Annotated in this window: 15 protein-coding genes; 1 reads left to right on the plus strand and 14 read right to left on the minus strand. The window is 40.4% G+C overall.

Going from position 1 to position 20,382, the window contains the following annotated elements:
- Position 1: 1 nt before the first annotated feature.
- The 8 genes from ODZ84_RS06650 to ODZ84_RS06685 form a co-directional block, all read right to left on the minus strand.
- Positions 2-1,138, minus strand: coding sequence for a cysteine desulfurase family protein (locus tag ODZ84_RS06650; RefSeq protein ID WP_266176208.1), 1,137 nt, complete (start codon positions 1,136-1,138; stop codon positions 2-4).
- Positions 1,139-1,384: 246 nt separating this feature from the next.
- Positions 1,385-2,062, minus strand: a complete 678-nt coding sequence (locus tag ODZ84_RS06655; protein ID WP_266176209.1) for a lycopene cyclase domain-containing protein — start codon at positions 2,060-2,062, stop codon at positions 1,385-1,387.
- 2 nt (positions 2,063-2,064) lie between these two features.
- Entirely contained in the window at positions 2,065-2,523 is a 459-nt protein-coding gene (locus tag ODZ84_RS06660) for a sterol desaturase family protein (RefSeq protein ID WP_266176210.1), read from the minus strand.
- The gene (locus ODZ84_RS06665) at positions 2,520-2,990 is read right to left on the minus strand and encodes an SRPBCC family protein (RefSeq protein ID WP_266176211.1); all 471 of its coding nucleotides are present in this window, start codon (positions 2,988-2,990) and stop codon (positions 2,520-2,522) included. Before ODZ84_RS06665 ends, ODZ84_RS06660 begins: the two co-directional genes overlap by 4 nt.
- A 21-nt stretch (positions 2,991-3,011) precedes the next feature.
- On the minus strand, positions 3,012-3,848 hold the full coding sequence (locus ODZ84_RS06670; protein WP_266176212.1) for a phytoene/squalene synthase family protein: 837 nt from the start codon (positions 3,846-3,848) through the stop codon (positions 3,012-3,014).
- 2 nt (positions 3,849-3,850) lie between these two features.
- Positions 3,851-5,323, minus strand: coding sequence for a phytoene desaturase family protein (locus ODZ84_RS06675; RefSeq protein WP_266176213.1), 1,473 nt, complete (start codon positions 5,321-5,323; stop codon positions 3,851-3,853).
- Between the two features lie 2 nt (positions 5,324-5,325).
- On the minus strand, positions 5,326-6,000 hold the full coding sequence (locus tag ODZ84_RS06680; RefSeq protein WP_266176214.1) for a MarR family winged helix-turn-helix transcriptional regulator: 675 nt from the start codon (positions 5,998-6,000) through the stop codon (positions 5,326-5,328).
- 440 nt (positions 6,001-6,440) lie between these two features.
- Positions 6,441-6,983 carry a hypothetical protein gene (locus ODZ84_RS06685; protein WP_266176215.1) on the minus strand — a complete coding sequence of 181 codons (543 nt, stop codon included), beginning with the start codon at positions 6,981-6,983 and terminating at the stop codon, positions 6,441-6,443.
- A gap of 565 nt (positions 6,984-7,548) precedes the next feature.
- On the opposite strand from ODZ84_RS06685, the gene ODZ84_RS06690 reads away from it, so the two are divergent.
- A complete protein-coding gene (locus ODZ84_RS06690) occupies positions 7,549-7,842 on the plus strand; it encodes a helix-turn-helix domain-containing protein (protein ID WP_266176216.1) in 294 nt (97 codons plus the stop codon).
- Between the two features lie 589 nt (positions 7,843-8,431).
- Here the strand turns inward: ODZ84_RS06690 and ODZ84_RS06695 are convergent.
- The 6 genes from ODZ84_RS06695 to ODZ84_RS06720 form a co-directional block, all read right to left on the minus strand.
- Positions 8,432-8,998 (minus strand): REP-associated tyrosine transposase, encoded by a 567-nt coding sequence (locus ODZ84_RS06695; protein ID WP_266176217.1) that lies wholly within the window; start codon positions 8,996-8,998, stop codon positions 8,432-8,434.
- Between the two features lie 400 nt (positions 8,999-9,398).
- Positions 9,399-10,646: a hypothetical protein gene (locus ODZ84_RS06700; protein WP_266176218.1), complete on the minus strand. Its 1,248-nt coding sequence runs from the start codon at positions 10,644-10,646 to the stop codon at positions 9,399-9,401.
- Between the two features lie 364 nt (positions 10,647-11,010).
- On the minus strand, positions 11,011-14,211 hold the full coding sequence (locus ODZ84_RS06705) for an RCC1 domain-containing protein (protein ID WP_266176219.1): 3,201 nt from the start codon (positions 14,209-14,211) through the stop codon (positions 11,011-11,013).
- A gap of 19 nt (positions 14,212-14,230) precedes the next feature.
- Positions 14,231-15,412 (minus strand): hypothetical protein, encoded by a 1,182-nt coding sequence (locus tag ODZ84_RS06710; RefSeq protein WP_266176220.1) that lies wholly within the window; start codon positions 15,410-15,412, stop codon positions 14,231-14,233.
- A gap of 548 nt (positions 15,413-15,960) precedes the next feature.
- On the minus strand, positions 15,961-18,483 hold the full coding sequence (locus tag ODZ84_RS06715) for an RCC1 domain-containing protein (RefSeq protein WP_266176221.1): 2,523 nt from the start codon (positions 18,481-18,483) through the stop codon (positions 15,961-15,963).
- Positions 18,484-19,098: 615 nt separating this feature from the next.
- Positions 19,099-19,881: an L-fucose dehydrogenase gene (locus ODZ84_RS06720; RefSeq protein ID WP_266176222.1), complete on the minus strand. Its 783-nt coding sequence runs from the start codon at positions 19,879-19,881 to the stop codon at positions 19,099-19,101.
- Positions 19,882-20,382 lie beyond the last annotated feature (501 nt).

Raw genomic sequence — 20,382 nt, forward strand, 5'->3', positions numbered from 1 at the left:
TTTACCCGTTTCTCAACTGTAATATTATTTTCTCTATTTTATGCGCAGCTATATCAATATCGGATGGGGTAGTAAATTTTCCCAGGCTGAATCTTAGTGAGGAAAGTGCATCACGATCTTCCATTCCCATGGCCTTTAAAACATGGGAAGGCCGGGTGGTGGCCGCATTACAGGCTGAGCCGCTGGACACACAGATATTCCCTAATGACAGAATCATCTGCTCAGCATTTACCTGCGAAAAGCAGATATTGGTTGTATTGAAGATCCTGCTGTTCTGATTTCCATTGATGGATGTACCGGAAATTTTTAAGAGTGAATTTTCCAGGCGGTTCCTGAGTTCATTACTATTTTGTGCATCTCTCTCCATCTCAGCAAGCGCAATTTCGGCTGCCTTCCCCATTCCTATGATTCCCGGAACATTCAGCGTCCCGCTTCGCAGGTTGAACTGCTGACCGCCACCGTGAATCTGAGGATCAGTACGTTTTTTAATAGCAGAAGAAATATACAGCGCTCCGATTCCCTTCGGTCCATAGAATTTGTGGGCCGAAAAAGCCATCACATCAATTCCAAGATCTTTAACATTCATTTCAATTTTCCCTACCGCCTGTGTGGCGTCACAAAACAGAAGACAGTCATGTTTATGGGTAATCTCTGCGATTTGTTTTATAGGCTGAATGACACCTGTTTCGTTATTAACATACATGATACACACCATCAGGGTTTTATCACTGATCTCATTCTGCAGTTCGTCCAGATCGAGCAGACCATCCTTTCCAGTATTAAGGTAAGTAACAGGAAATCCCTGTTCTTCCAGGTAATGACAGGTATCTAAAACGGCTTTATGCTCGGTCTTTAGGGTGATAATGTGATTTTTACCATGTGATTTTTTAATTCCTTTTAATGCGAGATTCACGGCTTCTGTTGCTCCGGAGGTATAAATGATTTCTTTTGGATTTGCAGAAATCAGTTCAGCAATATGTTCGCCGGCTTCTTCTATAGCTTCTTTTACAGTAAGTCCGAAAAGATGGGAACTGCCCGAATTGGCATAAAGAGAATTAAAATAAGGGATCATCGCATCCACGACTCTTCTATCGACAGGTGTGGTGGCATTATAGTCTAAATACACGTAATCATTCATAGCATCTAACAAATAAAGGTCAATTTAATAATTATCCAATGATTAAACTCCTGTGAAGCCTATAAAATTGTTAAATCTCTCCTTTTTACAGTTAATTCACCACATCACTAAACAAAGATTTTTTAAAAAGGACCTCATGAAGATAACGAGGCAATGAGTTTGGAAAAACTATCTCATATAAAACTGATAAGCTATTAAGATCAATCCTGTTTGTCGTCTGCGGGTCTAAGCTTCAATCTGCTCATTTCATTTGAATTTTTGAAATAAATAAATATTCCACAAGATCATTTCATATCCGTATACCGTATCTTCTAAAGGAATGGTCAGCATTCGGATTCCCATAAAATCCTGAGGATTGTAATTCACAATGGGAGACTCAAGACCTGTACCGGTGAGTATTCCGTTAACCGCCAGAAATCCCGGCATCAGCATCAGATAAACGAATGAAACCTTACCAATCCATCGTGCTCCTAATATAAAATAAAGCACCAACATACTGACTGCCGTTGTCACGAAGGTCATCAAAGTGTAGATCCTGTCCTGAAAGTAAACCGCAATTCCAAGTGCTGAAATAATGGAGATGACAACGAATACTTTTTCCGGCAGCGGTTTCCAATCCAGCTTAAAAAATTTATTCAGACAGAAGTAAGTGAAAACACATGAGAACGGAATACAGAAGAAGAAAAGTATTTCTTCAACCGGAAGATTAAATATCCGAATTCCTACGAGATAAGCATCATTGAACCACCAGACTCCTCTACCTGTAAACCAGATATCCCAGCAGATGAAAACAAAAGCGACTATCCCGGCTGCCTTTAAAAAAGCAGGAAAGTGTCTGTTGAATTTTATTTTCGGGTGAAAAGAAAAAATAAAACAGACGACCACCGTGAAAAAATTAATCAGAAGATAGGTGTAATGCAGCATGATCAGGCTCTGTGTTTATTGAAATACATTTTAAAATATTTAACGGAAACCCACAGAAAACCAAAGCATTCTCCGCGTTCTTTTCCGGTATGCTTGTGATGCTGTTTGTGCGCCCTTCTGATGGCCAGTAAATAGGGATTCTGTGTATTGCGCAGGATTTTCATCCTTTGGTGGATAAAGATGTCATGAACGAAGAAATAAGCCATTCCGTATAAAGCGATTCCCAGGGCAATATAAAACCAATGGTTAAAATTTTGCAGAGTCCCGTAATACATCAAAAGGATTGTAGGTACTGCAAAAATCAGGAAAAAATAATCATTCTTTTCCATCGGTCCGTCATTGCTGTGGTCGTGGTGATCTTTATGCAGCATCCAAAGAAATCCGTGCATAATATATTTGTGAATAAGCCAGGTCATTCCCTCCATGATAAAGAACGTGGCTACGACAATCAGAAAATTCATAAACTTATATTTTTATTGAAACGTTCTTCTAAAACTTTATACCGATAACTGAAAACGTGCTCCAGTTTTTTTCTGACGAAGATCTTGTGGGCTACTTCTCCCAAAAATCCCAGAGGAAGTTCGTAATCTACAGTATCTCTCATCAATACCCCTTTTTCATTCACAATAAATTCATGATGATGATTCCAGAGCCTGTAAGGTCCTGCTTCCTGAAAGTCTGTAAAACTTTTCCGGAAATCGACCTGCGTGATTTTCGTTTTCCATTTCATTTTGATGCCGAAAAGCGGAGAAACATAATAATCGATGATCATTCCTTCAAATATCTCATCATCCGTGAGCTGGGTGCGAACGATAAAATTCATATCCTTCGGTGTGATTTCCGACAGGTTATTGGCAGAAGAAAAAAACTTCCATGCGGTTTCTATATCACAGTTCAGCTGCTGTTCTCTGTAAAGCTTGTGTATCATAGTCTGCTTTGGTTTGGTCTTTTACAAAAAAGACGTTTTGTATTGTACATAGCTGCTCATCATCAGGGATATTTTTTTTCCGTTGGAGATTCTTATTCTCTGGTTAATGATCTTACTGGCGGAGGTTCTCTTTATTTTCCTGAAAAGGGAAATGTAATACCGGTAAGCCAGGTAAACTCCGAATTTAGCGGAAGCCTGCAGCTTTTTTATTCCTTCCAGGGCAATTTTAAATTCTTCCTCAATTTCTCTTTCAATATGAGCTTTTACCGTATTGTCGAAATAAGAAATATCTACATTGGGAAAGTAGCAGCGCCCCAGGATCTGGTAGTCATCCTTCATATCCCGCAGAAAGTTTACCTTCTGGAAAGCAGATCCCAGGATCATGGCGTAAGGTTTCAGCTTCTCAAATTCTGCTGTATTTCCTTCGGTAAAGATGTGAAGACACATGAGGCCCACTACTTCCGCAGATCCTACGATATATTCTTTGTATAAATCTGAATTGTAATCGATCTTCTGAAGATCCATTTCCATACTTTTCAGAAACTGGTGAATAAGAGCGTGATCTATATTGTACCGGTGCACCGTTTCCTGAAACGACTGCAGAATAGGATTCAGCGAGATCCGGTCTTCGAGGGCTTCAAAGGTTTCCGCCTTGTACCGTGCCAGCAGTTTCTGCTTGTCACAATGGTGAAAGCTGTCTACAATTTCGTCGGCAAGGCGTACATATCCGTAAACCGCATAGATGGGATTTCTGATTTTCGGGGAAAGGGCCATTATTCCGAGAGAGAAACTGGTACTGTATTGTCTCGTTGTTTCTCGGCTCACTTTATAAGAAAGGTCGTCAAACAATTTTTTCATAGTTAATATATTTTGCTGGCTTCGTTAGCGGCTATTTTTCCGGAAATAATAGAAGGCGGCACGCCGGGACCGGGTACCGTAAGCTGTCCTGTATAGAGGAGATTTTTTATCTTTTTATTCCGGATGGAAGGCTTTAGAACAGCGGTTTGTGATAAGGTGTTGGCAAGACCGTAGGCATTGCCTTTGTAGGCATTATAATCTTCTTTAAAATCTTTAATGCAGTAGCTTTTTTTATAATCGATCTTTGTAATGATGTCTGATGCTCCGGTATGCTTCTGCAGTCTTGTGATCATCTGGTGAAAATATTTTTCTCTTATTTCTTCGGTATCTTCTATTCCGGGAGCTACCGGCATTAACAGGAATACATTTTCACTGTTCTCCGGGGCAGTTCCAGGATCTGTTTTGGATGGACAGCACACATAGAACAGCGGCTGTGTAGGCCATTTTTTATCTTCATATATTTCGTGCGTGTGAAGGTCGAGATCATTTTCAAAGAAAAGCGTATGATGCTTCAGATTTGGCACCTTTTCGCTGATTCCCAGGTAATAAATGAGACATGACGGGGCAAATGTTTTTTTCTCCCAGTAAGAATCTTTATAATTTCTGTATTCTTCAGGCAGGAGCTGATCTTCGGTATGATGGTAATCTGAGGAAGCAATAATCACATCAAATTTCACCGTTTCGCCGTTTACGATCACAGCGTTGGCTTTATTATGTTCTACCGTAATTTTTTCTACGGGCGAATTGAAATGAAAATGAGCTCCCTGCCCCTTCGCGATCTTCATCATCGCATCGGTAACTTTCGAAAAGCCACCCATCGGATACCAGGTGCCCAGTTTATAGCCGCCATAATTCATGAGGCTGTACAGCGCAGGAATATCCTTTGGTGCCGCACCCAGAAAAATCACGGGAAACTCCATCAGCATAATCAGTTTAGGGTTTTGAAAATATTTTCTCACAAAACGGCTGAAGTTGGTAAGCAGATCCAGTTTCATCGCATTCTTTGCCATCTTGGGAGATATAAACTCAAACCAGGAATGGCAGGGCTTATTCACAAAATCTTTCATCCCGATCTCATACTTTACCTGCGCATCATTCATAAACTCTTCAAGCTTTTGTCCCGCACCTTTTTCGATGCTTTCAAATAAAGTTTTCATCTCCTCGTAACGCCCGGGTATATTCATCACACCGTCTGAAAATACCATTTCAAACTGGGGATCCAGGGGAATAAGCTCATAGAAATCAGATGACTTCTTTCCGAAGTCTTCAAAGTAAGCCTCAATAATATCCGGCATCCAGTACCAGCTTGGTCCCATATCAAAAACATAGCCTTCATCGGTACTCCATTTTCTTGCTCTGCCTCCTGCCGTGCTGTTTTTTTCGAATACATGCACCTCATTGCCCTCTTTAGCTAAATAAGACGCGGCTGACAACCCGGAAAAACCAGATCCTATAATGGCTATTTTTTTACTCATAATTAATTTTTCGTGAATGAATATTCTTTACTGACGATGTCTAAAAGCTTTTCTGACTCTATATTTCTAGTGAATATCGGGTAATGAAATTTGTCCAGCTTATTCAGAAGACGGATCAGATGCATCTTTTCGGAATAACTTAAGTTACCCGATACCACATGAGTGGCTTTTCTGATCTTATGCATCTGATTTTCCAAAGCCAGAAGCCCGGATTCTGTAATATGGATGATTTTCATTCTCCTGTCGGTATCGGAATCTGCCTGTGCAATCCACCCTTGTCTGATCAATCTGTTGATGATAAGCATCCCGGCAGGTTTTTCATGTACATTCTTTCTGATGAGATCTATTTTGGTCATTGCGCCGAAAGACTTCAGCGTAATCAGATAAATAAAGTCTTCCTGAGTTGTAAAATCCGATCCTGAAATCGCCGATTTTGAATAGGTTTTTGCATACCTGCTGAGATGAACCAAAAAAGTACTTATTACACTTTCTGGACTTCTGCCCTCTTCCTTTCCCTCCCAGTACGGTTCGTCCACTTCATTTCTTAATCTGTAGGATTCTTTGGCACACACCCATGCCTTAAAACCAGCAAGGTCTGAACTGTAAGAATTTCCCGTATTTTCATTATCAAAGTCTTCGAGTAATGTGATGACTTCTTTCATCATAGTGTAATCCATGTGATTTAATTTGGTATACAAATATACCAAATTAATTAAATATAATATATTAATATACTAAAATTATTTATATAAAAATAAATACGGTACAGTCGGAGAAGATAACGCAATAACAGGACCACAAATGTGTAAGGGTTGATATTTGATCCATCGTGGAGGATTGCTGGTCTGATTTATATAGCGATCTGATTTATTTACCTCTGGATAAGCCGTAAAAGGCGTACACCACAATAGTATAATGGTATGTTTGATTGTACTAATTGTTAAGCAATATTTTCACTGCTACCGCACAAATCTTTCATGTAGTTGTCTGTACCACCCCTCAAATATTTTTAAAAAAAACAACAATATTTTATTTTTTTTCAGAATCTATTATTGAGGTTGCAAAAGTGATTGAATAAAAACTACACCACACGATAGAATCGTGCGGTAGCAGGTATTTATTTTTGTAAAGAATATTCTCTCTTTCTGCTTCTTTCCAGAACCAGATAGGCAGCATCCAGCATTTTCATCAGATGGATGTACGGGTTGATGATATTTTTTTCGGGTATGTGATCCGAGGTGCCCATCGACAAATAAAACATCCCGGACATAAAGTAGTCGAACTCCTTGATGGTGTATTCCTTATAGGCCTGACTGAATACCAATAGCGGATCCAGGTATTCCTGCTCCGAAAGCAAGCCAAACACCACAGGAACGGAGTTCTCCGGCAGTCTGCTGAAACGATGTTTCTTTTTCTTCAGCATCAGAAGATACCCTGCCCGCACAAACGAGCGCATCGACTGGTGAAACTGAAAGAGCACCGACGGATCTTCCGCAATGAAACCATCCTTTTTTATGGCGTAGCGAATGATGTCGTTTAGCCTTTTTTTAGTGGTTACCAGATCATTGAACTGGAAGAAGTTCTCCAACAGCTGTAACCCAGCACGTTTCTTAGGGCCTGTCCAAAAGAGGGTTTCTGGATCTGCTGTATTTTTTTTCATAAAGTTTTTGCATTTTTTTTGAATAATGTAAAAGAGCTGTCATTGATATCCTCTTCCATTACTGCATGGAATTCGTTTGATTTCACTTGCCTGGTAAAAACATCCGGCGTACACCGGTACGCCGGAGTTCCACACTTAACAGATTAAAATAATAAATAACATTTGTGTCCCGTGAAAGCCCTGAAGCCGCAATGGATTGTACACTCCACTGTATCGTATCATGATATTTGTATGTTGTGAAGCGGCTTAGAAAAGATGATTGTAGAAAGACAGAACAGCATGAAATAAAACGGCATGGGACTCTACATTATCAGTAATAGGGGTACTGGTATACCTTACACACAAATAAGAGAGCCCACGCCTAGGTCGTGAGCTTCTTGCCTATTGTCTTGTGTGTTTAAAAATTACCAGTTTTCTATTACAAGATTCTAAGCAATAGCTTCTTTTATTTTTTGAAGTATCGCAAAGCTACTTTATTGTAGCTTATTTTACAAATGTAATACTTTTTTTGAAACTGTGACATATTTGTCAATGAAAGTTTTGACAAATATGTCACTTTTATTTAATGGAATACATTCAAGATAAATATTTTATTGCAATAGCTGATTATGTGAAAGAATTTATTAATGAAAAAGGAATTGATGTTTCAGATTTGGCAGCAGCAGCTAATGTTGACAGAAAACAAATCTACAGGTTATTAAATAAGGAAAATATACCTAAATTATCTACGCTGGTAAGAATATTATTAGCAGCTGGACTAGAACCTTCAAAACTTTTCTCAATCAAATTTGATTTTGAAACATATATGGTTGATAATAATATTTTAAAAGCTGTTCCTAAAAAGAAGAAAACCAGTTAACTGATAATAGGTAAGTATATATACCCCGCTACCGCACGAATCCTTTCGTGTGGTTGTTTATAATACACAGTAAATATTCAGTAACAACATTATTTTAAAACTTTTTTCAGAATCTATTGTCTAGTTTGCAAAAGCTATTGTATAAAAGTACTACACCACACGATAGAATCGTGCGGCAGCGGTTGTCTGTACCACACCGCAAATATTTCAAAAAAACAGCATTATTTTTTAAAGCTTTTTCAGAATCTACTATTTAGGTTGCAAAAGTGATTGAATAAATACACTACACCACACGATAGAATCGTGCGGCAGCGGTTGTCTGTACCACACCGCAAATATTTCAAAAAAACAGCATTATTTTTTAAAGCTTTTTCAGAATCTACTATTTAGGTTGCAAAAGTGATTGAATAAATACACTGCACCACACGATAGAATCGTGCGGCAGCGGTTGTCTGTACCACACCGCAAACAATCTAAAACAACAATATTTTTAATTTTTTTCCAGAATCTATTGTCTAGGTTGCAAAAGCTATTGTATAAAAGTATTACACCACACGATAGAATCGTGCGGTAGCGGTAGTTATTAGCATTAGACATTAAAGATTCTAAAAACAACAATATCATCCAAGAGCCCTTTTTCATCACAATAATCTTTTGCACTACTGTATTTATATTCTTCTGCGCGCGAAACCAAGCCTGCCTTTACCGGATTTTGATGGATGTAATTAATCTTCTGGTTAATCACTTTGTTGCTCCATAACTCAATAGGTTTATTATCATGTCTCCAAAACTGATATTGGGCAACATTTGAATTTTTTGAACCCTCTGTAAGGAAGAAATTTAATAAAAATTCTTTTCTGCTTTCTGTCGGATTCTCTCTAATTGCTGCAACGAGCGCTTTGCTGGTAAATCTTTTAAAATCACCCAGCAGAAATTCCGGTTTTTGCCCATTTATACTTCTGAAAACCAGATGCACATGATTTGACATGATACACCAGGCATGTATTTCCATTCCTTTACTCTTTTGGCAAAAACTTAAACTTTTCAGAAGTATTTCTTTATATTCATCTTTAATAAAGACATCCAGCCAGCCCACGACAGCAAAACTTACGAAGTATAGCCCATTAGGATTATGGAATTTGTAATTTCGACTCATCAGATATGTTTTTTATAAAGATAAAAATTTTGTGAGAAATGGATAAATAAAAACCACACGATAGAATCGTGCGGTAGCGGGTGTATTAAAGTTCTATAATTACCACATTAAACTATTAAACTATTAAACTATTAAACTATCAAACTATTAAACTATTTAATAACAAGCAATTGTAATAAAATCCATCCTGCCCGGTAATAACTCCACATTTTGATTAATTCAATTTTTCGGCTTTTTTTCACGAAAGTTCCTTGATACGGTTTTTCTGTTTTTTTACATCATTACTTTATTTACATTTAGCTCCGCCTAGTAAAAGACTTCGAAAAATATGTTTTAAATAAAATAAGCATCGTTATAACAATGATGCTTATATTTATCAATTCTTATCCTCTATTCCTGCCTACTCATACTTCGAAAAATCTACCGCAAAGATACAGCGGTTGACCTGGCTGCCATTCTGTGCTCCGGCGTTGGGTTCGTATTCTGTGAGGCTCCACAGATAGCCGTATTGGGATTCATAGTACAGAGATTCTGCACCATAAGGCCATCGGTAGCGTACGGTATCATCGGCTCCGTCGGTATACCGGGCCAGTCTGGCATTGGAACCGTAAGAGTTACTGGGTGATCCCGTGCACGAAAGCCAGGTCCTGTTTCCTTTTCTGAATACGCCCTGGATACCGTGGGCATGGTTATCGGCAAAAAGGCTGTTTTTGGGAGCTACGGAAACAATTCCCGTGTTCTGAAGCATTCCGCCGGCATCCACAGGAAAACCAAAGACCTGAGGAACAATGGAAGCATCGGCACTGCCTGCATAGTATTGGCCAGTCCATAGCTGCGTTCCTTCATTATTGACCTGCACGGTCGAGAAAGGACTGGCGTTATTGATTTTTTGATATCCTGTCTGAGGCAATATATAGCGGTAATTAAAAGCAAATAAATTACCATTGGCATCTTTACCGCACTTTTCATTAGTAGTGTCTCCTGTACTGACTTCAATTATTTTATCCAGATCGAATATCCGCACCCCCAGATTTGTGCTGCTGAGATAAATTTTCCCTTTAAAATAGGCGATACCTCCGGCATGGACATTCAGCGGCGCGTAAGAACCATATTGGGTATACGTGGCAGTCGTAACAGGAATATCGGGCTGCACCAGCAAAATATGCCGATAGGTTAGATAAGTGGGCGAACTTGGGCTGATGTCCATCAGTGTAATGCGGGAGCCTTTATATTCGGCGGCATCCTTTGCGTACCAGCTGATCAGGAGGTAACGGACGCCATCTTTTGAGAATCCGGCAATGCCCTGCGGCCGCCAGATAGAGGTGGTTTCATCGTCAGTATTCCAGCGGATTCCCCGTACGCGGTTTTCCTCAGGGATATTGAATCCGTACACCTCGGTGTAAGAATTTCCGCCAATGGCCTGCCGGTTTTTATTAATTTCAGAAGGATTTAAAAAGCTAAAGCCTGAGCTGATATATTGGCTCGTGTCTACAAAAGGATTCACACTCACTTCTGCAGCTGCTTTGTCTGTACTGAGTTTTGACGAAAGTTCTTCTTCTGCCGTTACTGAAGTCATTCCGTTATTTTGGCATCCGATGCCCGTGATGGCAAGCAGAAGCATCCATCCAAGAATTGGTTTTTGAATCATAATTAATTTTTTAAAAAGATAATAGAATCATAGGTTTAACAGTCTGTAAAACTGCTGACGAAACTACCGGATTCCCCTGTTATTGGGATGACCTCAGCATTAATTCTGTATTAAATTTATGATTATGTTATTGTCCAAAGCTTGACAAAATTAAGATTATAATATTCGAGATTTAAGATGTTTCCTGTCTACTGCTTTTATAAAAACGTAATGCTGCTGTTCAAATGATCAGAGCTTTAAAATATTAAGATAAAAAACAGCGCCACCTAAAAAATAAGTGACGCTGTTCTTTTATAAATACGGTGAGGTCATGTTAGAATTTTCTTAGACCTCATAAGATATACTAATGCACTGTCATGCAAGTTTAACGCTTGATAACTTTTACTGTTTTTACCGTATTGTTATCTGAATGTACGTTAACCAGATAAACTCCCGAGGTAAGAGCTGAAAAATCAACCGTTCCTCTGGTATCATTGATTATTGTAGTAGTGACCAGCTGACCTGCCGCACTGTAAACAGTCACGGAAAGAATCTTCTGATCATACGTAATATTCAGGATATCCTGTACGGGATTCGGGAATACCTTAAGATGATCTGATGCAGCAGAAGTTTCATTAACAGCCAGACTGCTCGTAGGACAGGCAACAGGGATAAAGATTTTCTTACTGATGCTTGTATTGTCACCTAACTGTCCATACATATTGCTGCCACAGCTTGATAAGAACCCACTGGCATTTATTACAAGCGTATTATCCACGTTTGCGGCAACGCTTTGTCTGTCTGTTGCACTTCCGATCAGGGTTGGAATCTTTCTGTTGACTCCCGTACCTTCACCTAACTGGCCGGAATCATTTTTACCCCATGCCCAAAGGGTATTATCTGTTTTTATTGCAAAAGAAGTGTAATCATAGTTTGCCGCTACACTTCGCCAGTCCGTCTCCGTTCCGATCTGAGCCGGGGTATAGCTGTTCGATAATATCCCGCTACCTAATTGCCCATAATAATTATCTCCCCATGTCCAGAGGGTTCCATCTGTTTTTACCCCCAGAGAATGGGAAACTCCTCCTGCCACACTTTTCCAGTTGGTGGCTGTTCCGATTTGAGTAGGAACCGGATTTGATATAGTAGACGTTCCGCTGCCGAGCTGTCCGGATGTATTATATCCCCAGCCCCATAGGGTTCCGTCTGTTTTTATAGCCAGTGTGTGTTGAGATGCGGGTGCTATGGTCTGCCAGTTGGTGGCTGTTCCGATCTGAATGGGGAAACTCTTGTTGACCGTGGTTCCGTCTCCCAGCTGACCTCTTAAGTTACTGCCCCAGGCCCAAAGGGTGCCATTTGATTTCAGAGCCATAATATAATTATCCCCACTGGCAACACTTACCCAGTCTGTGGCATTTCCGAGCTGTACCGGAGCTGTCCTGTCGACGGATGTTCCGTCACCGATCTGTCCATAATCGTTTCTGCCCCAAGTCCATATTGTTCCGTTGGTTTTTAAAGCTATGGAGTGATAATTTCCGGTTGCTATTTTCTGCCAGTTATTGGCAGTTCCTATTTGAGTTGGGGTACTTTTAGAACCGGCGGATCCGATTCCCAGCTGTCCGTAACTATTATTTCCCCAGGCCCAGAGGGTACCGTCTGTTTTAAGTGCCACGGAATGAATGTATCCCGAACTAACGCTTTGCCAGCAGCCTGTTGAAACCGCAGGAAGCGTAGTAAAACTTCCGCCTAATGTCCAATTTCCTCTGCTGGATCCACATTGAGATGCCACCCACCAGTAGTACTTGGTATTGGGTAATAAATTGGTCAGATTTTTAGTCGGAGATACAGTTGTCCCATCAATACCACCAACCAGAGAGTTGGTACTGTAAAAATACAGATATCCTCCAATAGGAGCCGATCCTGACGCTGCCCAACTGATAGTAGCCGTTGATAAGGTGATATTGGTTGTCGAGAATTGTGTTGTAGAAGCACAATTGGAAGGACAGGCTATAGGAGTAAATATATTTCTTTGAACAAAGGTTCCATCGCCTAACTGACCCGAAACATTTTGTCCACCTGCTTTCAAAAAGCCATCAATATTCAGGGCTACTGCATGAACAGTTCCGGCAGAAATCAGCACATTATCAGAGGAGGACCCCACCTGTACGGGTGAGAGCGCAGGTACATTTCCACTGGTCCCGATGCCCAGCTGGCCGTAGTAATTGCTGCCCCATGCCCACAGGGTACCATCTGTTTTAATAGCATAAGTGGAAATAGCCCCGGCGGTCGTACTGAGCCAGTTGGTGCCCGTTCCTATCTGGGTCGGAATATATTTATTCACATTAGTACCGTCACCCAGTTCCCCTGCATCATTCAGCCCCCAACCCCAGAGCGTTCCATTGTTCTTCATTCCTATAGTATGGTAATCACCGACACTTACATTTTTCCAGTCTGTCTCTGTTCCTATCTGAACCGGATTGGTCTTTATCATCGATGTATTGCCCGCTTGACCATAGGTATTGTGACCCCATTCCCAGAGGGTACCATTAGTTTTAACAGCCACATTATAAAACGATCCTGCTTCGACGCTCTGCCAGTTCGTTGCTGTTCCTACCTGAGTAGGTATGAGTTTTTCGGCTGTTGTTCCGTTGCCTAACTGCCCGTTCACATTATATCCCCAGCTCCATAGCGTGCCATCTGTTCTAAGGGCTACAGTATGCCCCCATCCTGTTGTAACACTTCTCCAGTTCGCTGCCGTTCCTATCTGAGTGGGACTCAGTTTATCTGTTTTGGTTCCGTCACCTAATTGCCCATAATCATTCACTCCCCATGCCCATAGCGTTCCGTCTGTTTTGATGCCGAAGGTATAATGGTTTCCTGCAAATATTTTCACCCAGTCGTTTGATGTCCCTATCTGAATTGGAACATTGGTCGTAACAGTAGTACCGTCACCGAGCTGTCCATAATAATTACTTCCCCACGCCCATAAAGTTCCGTCTGTTTTGATGCCTGCAGAATGGTCTATTCCTGCGCTCAGCGTTTGCCAGCACCCCGTAGAAGCGGGATTCTGTACACCAATTACATTTCTGAAGACAGGTCCCCAGACTCCGGTATTATCTTTAACACGAATATTGAATACGTGTAATCCGCCCGTGGGCAATGCAATTCCTGTTTTTGTCAGCTGTTCGAAAGAGCTGTTAAAATTACCATCAGCAGCCAATACCGGCGTTCCGTTTCCTGCTCCCGGGTCGTTATCCCAGAAATACTCGGCCTGTGCAATCGCCATCGGCGCTGAGGTCTGATTTTGCTGCACATTGATAATATTGGTGAAAACAGGACCCCAGACGCCGGTATTATCTTTAATACGGATGCATAATTTATGCAGACCGCTCCCTGGTGTGGTGACTCCTGTTTTGGTGAGCTGTTCGAAAGCACTGTTGAAATTTCCGTCGGCAGCCAAAACCGCAGTTCCGTTTCCTGCTCCCGGGTCGTTATCCCAAAAGTACTCGGCCTGGCTCACGAACATCTGTGCCGGACACAGCATGATCATAAGCAAAGCAATGATACTGTAAATATATTTGTTCATCTTGTTGTATGATTAAGAATTATTTGGAAAAAGCAGATCCGGTGATATTCAACGTACCGCTGCTCATGGTTCTCGGCGTCAGCAGATAATTTACCTGAGGCTTGCCTCCGCTGTCTATTGGCCAGTAATTTGCCCAACTGTTGGAACCACCATAGTGACCTGCGTCATTTCTTGTTAAGTCTAAATCGGTATAATCTACCACAGGACTTCCTGCATTTACATTCATACCTGTCACGGTGTATGCTGCATTATCAAAATTCATGTTTACCTGTCCGGAATTGTTGCTTTGCGTCATCGTCCCCTGTGTTACAAAAGCATTGGTAAATACATTGTAGCTTGCCGTAACGTTAGCATTACTACTGTTGTTCTGAATGCAGACTGCAGTCTGACCCACCACAAAAGAAGAAGCATTATTCATAATGCTGATATTTCCCGTGATCGTATTGCTGTTTAAGCTGATGTAGAAAGGCGGGATATCACCAGGATTCGGATCATACACCGTATTGTTAAGAATTTCGTTTGAACTGCCATCCTTAATGCCATTAACCATAATATGAGAACAGAAATTATTATAGAACTTAAAGTTATAGTTGGATTGATAGTTGGATAATACATTCCTAATTGCGTTACCGTAAACTTCGACATCCGGTGATGCAACAGAAGTATCTGCGGCAAAAGAATAAACGCCAATAGACTCTGCTTTATTAGAGGTAATTCTTCCATGAGAAATGGTAATACCTCCCTGAAGCGTATTTCCGGACATATTGGTGGTTGTATTGACCAGACCGGCAGAGACACTATTCAATAAGCTGTTATAAATATTAACCGTAGTTCGGCCCCCTGAGGTAGCCCCGCTTACTGTCAGGTTATAATTCGAATTATTCACTAAACTCATATTGCTTATGGTTACGACTCTCCCAGCTGCAGGACTGATGGTAACGCTTCCCTGAATTAAGTATTTGTTATAAATGGTTTCTGAGACAAAAGTCAGGGATTTGTTAACGGTAAGGTTTTCTACATAAGCAGTTCCATTCGTTTTGGGTTGAATAATGATCCGGTCTCCATCTGAAGCAGCTGTGATTGCAGCACTAATGGTAGCGTACGCTCCGCCGGTTCCGGCATTTCTAACATACAGGTCAGCAGCAAATGCCGTTGTGCTGAACATACCTGTCAGAACAATAGCTAATAGTTTTTTTGTCATAATAGTAGTAAAAAATTGATTGGTTAAATGTTAAATAAGAACTTTGATTACAGAGATATTCATTGGTATTTTCTACCGTACCCTTTTAATCCGGAAAGTATTTATTCCAGATCATACAGGATTATACCGATAAAATCATAATTCCTCCGGTATTGTTGCAGATACTTTTTTTGATAAACCTTTAATAACTGATATTGTGTTTATGAAAAATAAATCCTGCAGATTACAGACAGATGATATCTCTAAAAAATTTCAAAGACTTAATGATGTTTTGGATGGTTGGAAAAATTAAGTTCCGATGAGTAGATAGATTCGAAATAAGGCAAAGTGTTTTTGTGTGTCATGTTGTAACTGATTTTCAGGTTTGATTAGTTTTTTAAAAAAACAAGACCCCATCATTGATGCTATTTTGTTTTCGGTTGCAAAAGTATTGCTTTCTTATGAATCATCAAACAATTATCAAAAAATAATGGCGCCACTACATCAAGTGACGCCAATATTATCTCAAGTTCCAAATCTTTTAACTTATTATTACAGTCTGTGTCTTTTTATCGTTTGATCACTTTTACCGTTTTTACCGTATTATCGTTCATATTTACTTTAACCATATAAACCCCTGACGGTAAGGCGGAGACATCCACCGATCCTCTTTTGTCATCAATAGATTTTGTAAGGACCTGTTGTCCGGCTCCACTGTAGACTGCTACTGAAGTAATTTTCTGATCAGATGAAATATACAGAATATCCTGTACCGGGTTCGGGAAAACTTTAAGGTTATCTGACGTTGATGAAATTTCATCCACTGCTAAACTGCTTGTCGGGCAGGCAAGAGGAGTAAGTGTAACTTTATTAGCCGTAGATCCGATTCCCAGATAACCCTGATCGTTGGCGCCGCATGCCTTTAGCACCCCGCTTGTATTGATTGAAAAAGAAAAGTCTCCTCCAGCAGAAATTAAATGGTGATCATTGGCATTTCCTATAAGGACAAAGCTGTTTTTATGAGTCGTGGTACCATCTCCTAATTGTCCAAAAGTATTTTCGCCACAAGCTAACATCTGACCTAATGTGTTTATGATCATGCTGGTATTACGCCCGGCATCAATTTTTTGAACACCCTGAAACACCAGTGTAGGAATACTTCGGTCCATATTGGTTCCATCACCTAACTGCCCTACAGAATTGGATCCCCAGGCATACAGTAAACTCCCTGTTTTAAGTGCAAGTGAGTGCTCGCGTCCGGCTGCCACATTTTCCCAGGTCGTATCGGTTCCTATTTGGGTAGGTACAGTTCGGGTCATGGTCGTACCGTCTCCTAACTGGCTAAATCCATTGCCTCCCCAGGCCCATAGTGTTCCATTAGCTTTAATAGCCAATGAAAAACCTGCGCCTGCTGAAATTTTCTGCCAGTCTGTTGCTGCTCCTATTGGGGTAGGCACATACCTCGTAATATTTGTTCCGTCACCCAGCTGACGACCGGAATTATTTCCCCACGCCCATAGTGTTCCGTTGGTCCTGATGGCTAACACGTGATTAAGCCCTGCAGTTATATTTTCCCAATTGGTATCTGTTCCTATCTGAAGCATCATATTTCTGTCATTATTACTGCCGTCACCTAGCTGCCCGAGAAGATTATTTCCCCAGGTCCAGAGGGTTCCATCTGTTTTAATTCCTACAGAAAAATACTCTCCTGCTGCTATTTTTTTCCAGGTCGAATTCAATCCTATCTGTTTTGGAACAAAACGGGATATATTGGTACCGTCCCCTAATTGTCCATAGCCATTATTTCCCCATGCCCAAAGTGTTCCATCAGTCTTTATCCCGAGAGAATGGGTACTGCCTGCGCTGATACTTTGCCAGCAACCTGTTACGGCACCAGGCAGTGTCGTGAAAGATCCTCCGGAAACCCAGGTGCTCTGACTGGACACGCAATTCGCCGTCACCCACCAATAGTATGTTGTATTAGGCTGTAAATTGGATATATTCGCTGTTGTAGAAGCAGCAGCTGTACCTGAACCTGTCATGGTCGGGCTGGTACTGTACACGTAGTAATAGCCTCCGTTGGGTGTTGATGTTGATGGTAACCAGTTAAGAGTCGCTGTTGACGAAGTAATATTGGAAGTATACATCTGGCTTGGCGGATTACAGACCGCAACAGCCGGTGTCATTTTCACCAGACCAAGCTGTAATGTGCCTAGCCAGATGATTCCCGAACTTTGTGTTTTAACAGCACTGAAATAGTCATCCGGCAATCCCTGATTGGTATTGGCTTTAGTGTATGTCGTACAATCGGTAAAATTTTGCAGACCGGCACCGTTAAATCCAATCCAAACTTTGCTGTTGCTGTCAACATCCAGAGCATTCGGGTTGGATCCCGCAAGACAGGAATTATTCTGGTACGTAAATGTGATGTTGGTTCCGCTTGTCGTTAAAGTGATTAAGCTGTCAAAACCTTTAACATATACCGTATTATTGGCAATTCTTAAAATACGGTCGGTTCCCTGTGCGATAAAATTAAAATCGGTCCCGTTAAACTTGTACAGTACCCCGCCATTGGTAACCCATATACCATTATTACTGTCGGTGGCTACTGAATTCAGATTCGTGACAGAATTATAAGTGGTCCAGGTCGTTCCGTTGAATTTTGTAAGGCCCGAATCTGTTGCAATCCAAAGATTATTCTGACCGTCAACCGCTATATCATGAATTTCATTACCCGGCAATCCCGAATTGGAGGTTGTATAATTTGTCCATGCAGTTCCGTTGTACAGGATGATCCCATTAAATTGAGACGCAAACCATTTTCGGCCCAATCCGTCAATCTGAACTTTTAAAATTGCGTTAGAAGCAATGCCTGAATTCCCGGTATTATAATTGGCAAAAGCTGTTCCGTTAAAGGTAGAAACCCCGTTGTAAGTAGCCAGCCAAAGCATCCCGTTTGAATCCGTTTTAATATCAGCAATATAATTGCTTCCTATTCCAGAATTTGACGTATCGTACCTGGTATACGTGTACGATTGCGCAAAGGCGGAAATTGAAATGATGATCAGGAGTAAAAAGTAAAGTTTTTTCATAGTTTTAGATAAAATAATTCTCTTCATGTTTAAGTTGTATCGTGTTTCCTACTCGTTTAGCTTTTCGGTTCCGCTTCGTTTGAATGGTTTCTGAACTCCATAAATACATACTGTAAAATCAACTGATCCAAAAAAATGCAGCGCCGGTATAGGCAGACCTTATTTTTCCGCTGATTTAACGGTCATTCGTTAAGTTATATCGGTGCCTACGAACAGGCTAAAATATCAGGAGGAATAATTGCTGTTTTTTCCATGGCCGGAAACAATTATCAATGAATTGACAGAATGAAATGCAGTTCCGTTTTTTACGTTCATGGTTTAATTAATTTTCAGTTAGTTTTTAGTTTTTTTAATAGAAATAATATTCATCGTGGATGATGCTATATTTCGCTGGCAAAAATATAGTATTCTTTCGGATGATCAAACAAACAACAAAAAATAATCCTGGTTTTTATCCTGTTGTGGTATAGAAACACCATCTGAAACAGGTGCCCGCTATCCTTTTGGAACAGAAGGTATAATATATTAAAAATCAATGGCACCACTTTAACCCAGTGATGCCATTGATCTGAACTTACAGATTTTTATAATCAAGCCTTATCATTAAATTATAGTTTATCCTAAGCTTCTGTCCAGATGTACATATCCGCCATCTACATGAATCAGCTGCCCGGTGGTATGCGATGATTTTTCTGATAAGAGAAATGCTGTCATATTCGCAATTTCTTCAGAAGTCGTCATGCGTTTTTCCAGCGGAATTTTAGCGGTGACGCTTTTGAGCTTTTCATCCGGATTTTCAAAAGTAGAAATCCAGTTCTCATAAAGGGGTGTCCAGGCTTCTGCGACAATAATAGCATTAACGCGGATACTGTAAGGCAGAAGTTCGACCGCCCATTCTCTCGTCAGGGCGTTTCTGGCTCCGTTGGCAGCCGCGTAACCCGAGGTTCCACCCTGTCCCGTTTCTGCGGTTTTACTCCCAATATTTACGATGGCACCTCTGCTTTTTTTAAGATGGGGAAGCGCATGATGTACCAAGAGATAATAATGCACTACATTTTTGTGGTAAGACGCTATGAATCCGTCGTAAGACCCGTTTTCCAGCCCTACTCCATCATTCACCCCGGCATTATTAACAATGCCATCGATTCTTCCATACTTTTTTACCACTTCACCGATCGCTATTCTGCATTCATCCGGTTCTGATAGCTCTGCAGTAACAAAATCTGCCGTTCCTCCGCGCTCCAGAATTTCCTGAATGGCTCTTTTATTGTCGTCTTTATTTCTGCCAATGATAACCGGCAGTGCGTTTTCTTCTGCCAGAATTTTTGCAATGGCGTTTCCGATGCCTTTCGCGCCACCGCTTACAATGATAATTTTATGGTCGAGATTTAAGTTCATATTTAGGTATAATTGATTTCATGTTATCTTTATGCAAGCGCAACAGTTTTTATTATTTTATTCTTATTCCGGCGGAATAGGTTTTAAAATTCCGAAGTATTGCCAATAAATTTATATTAACACATAAGTCACATCAGATTTTAATGTATTGCGTGAAAATAGTAGATCACATAAGAAAAAAATCGAAGATTTTTAAAACTAAAGTGATCTTCTCTACAGTATTATGTTCATCTTAAAATTCTTAAGTGTTGAAATTACGTACTTGTTATCATCACATTTATATTAACACATGAGTCACATCAGATTTTAATGCAATGCTGAAAATATTTAGAACACATAAGAAAAAAATCGAAGATTTTTAAAACTAAAGTGCTCTTCTCTACAGTATAATGCTCATCTTAAAATTCTTAAGTGTTAAAATTACGTAGTTGTTATCAACATATTTATTAATCCATAAGTCACATTAGATTTTATTATGATTCATGGATGGTCTACTCTTGC

This window comes from Chryseobacterium fluminis, assembly GCF_026314945.1.
In the GTDB taxonomy this organism is placed as follows: Bacteria; Bacteroidota; Bacteroidia; order Flavobacteriales; family Weeksellaceae; genus Chryseobacterium; species Chryseobacterium fluminis.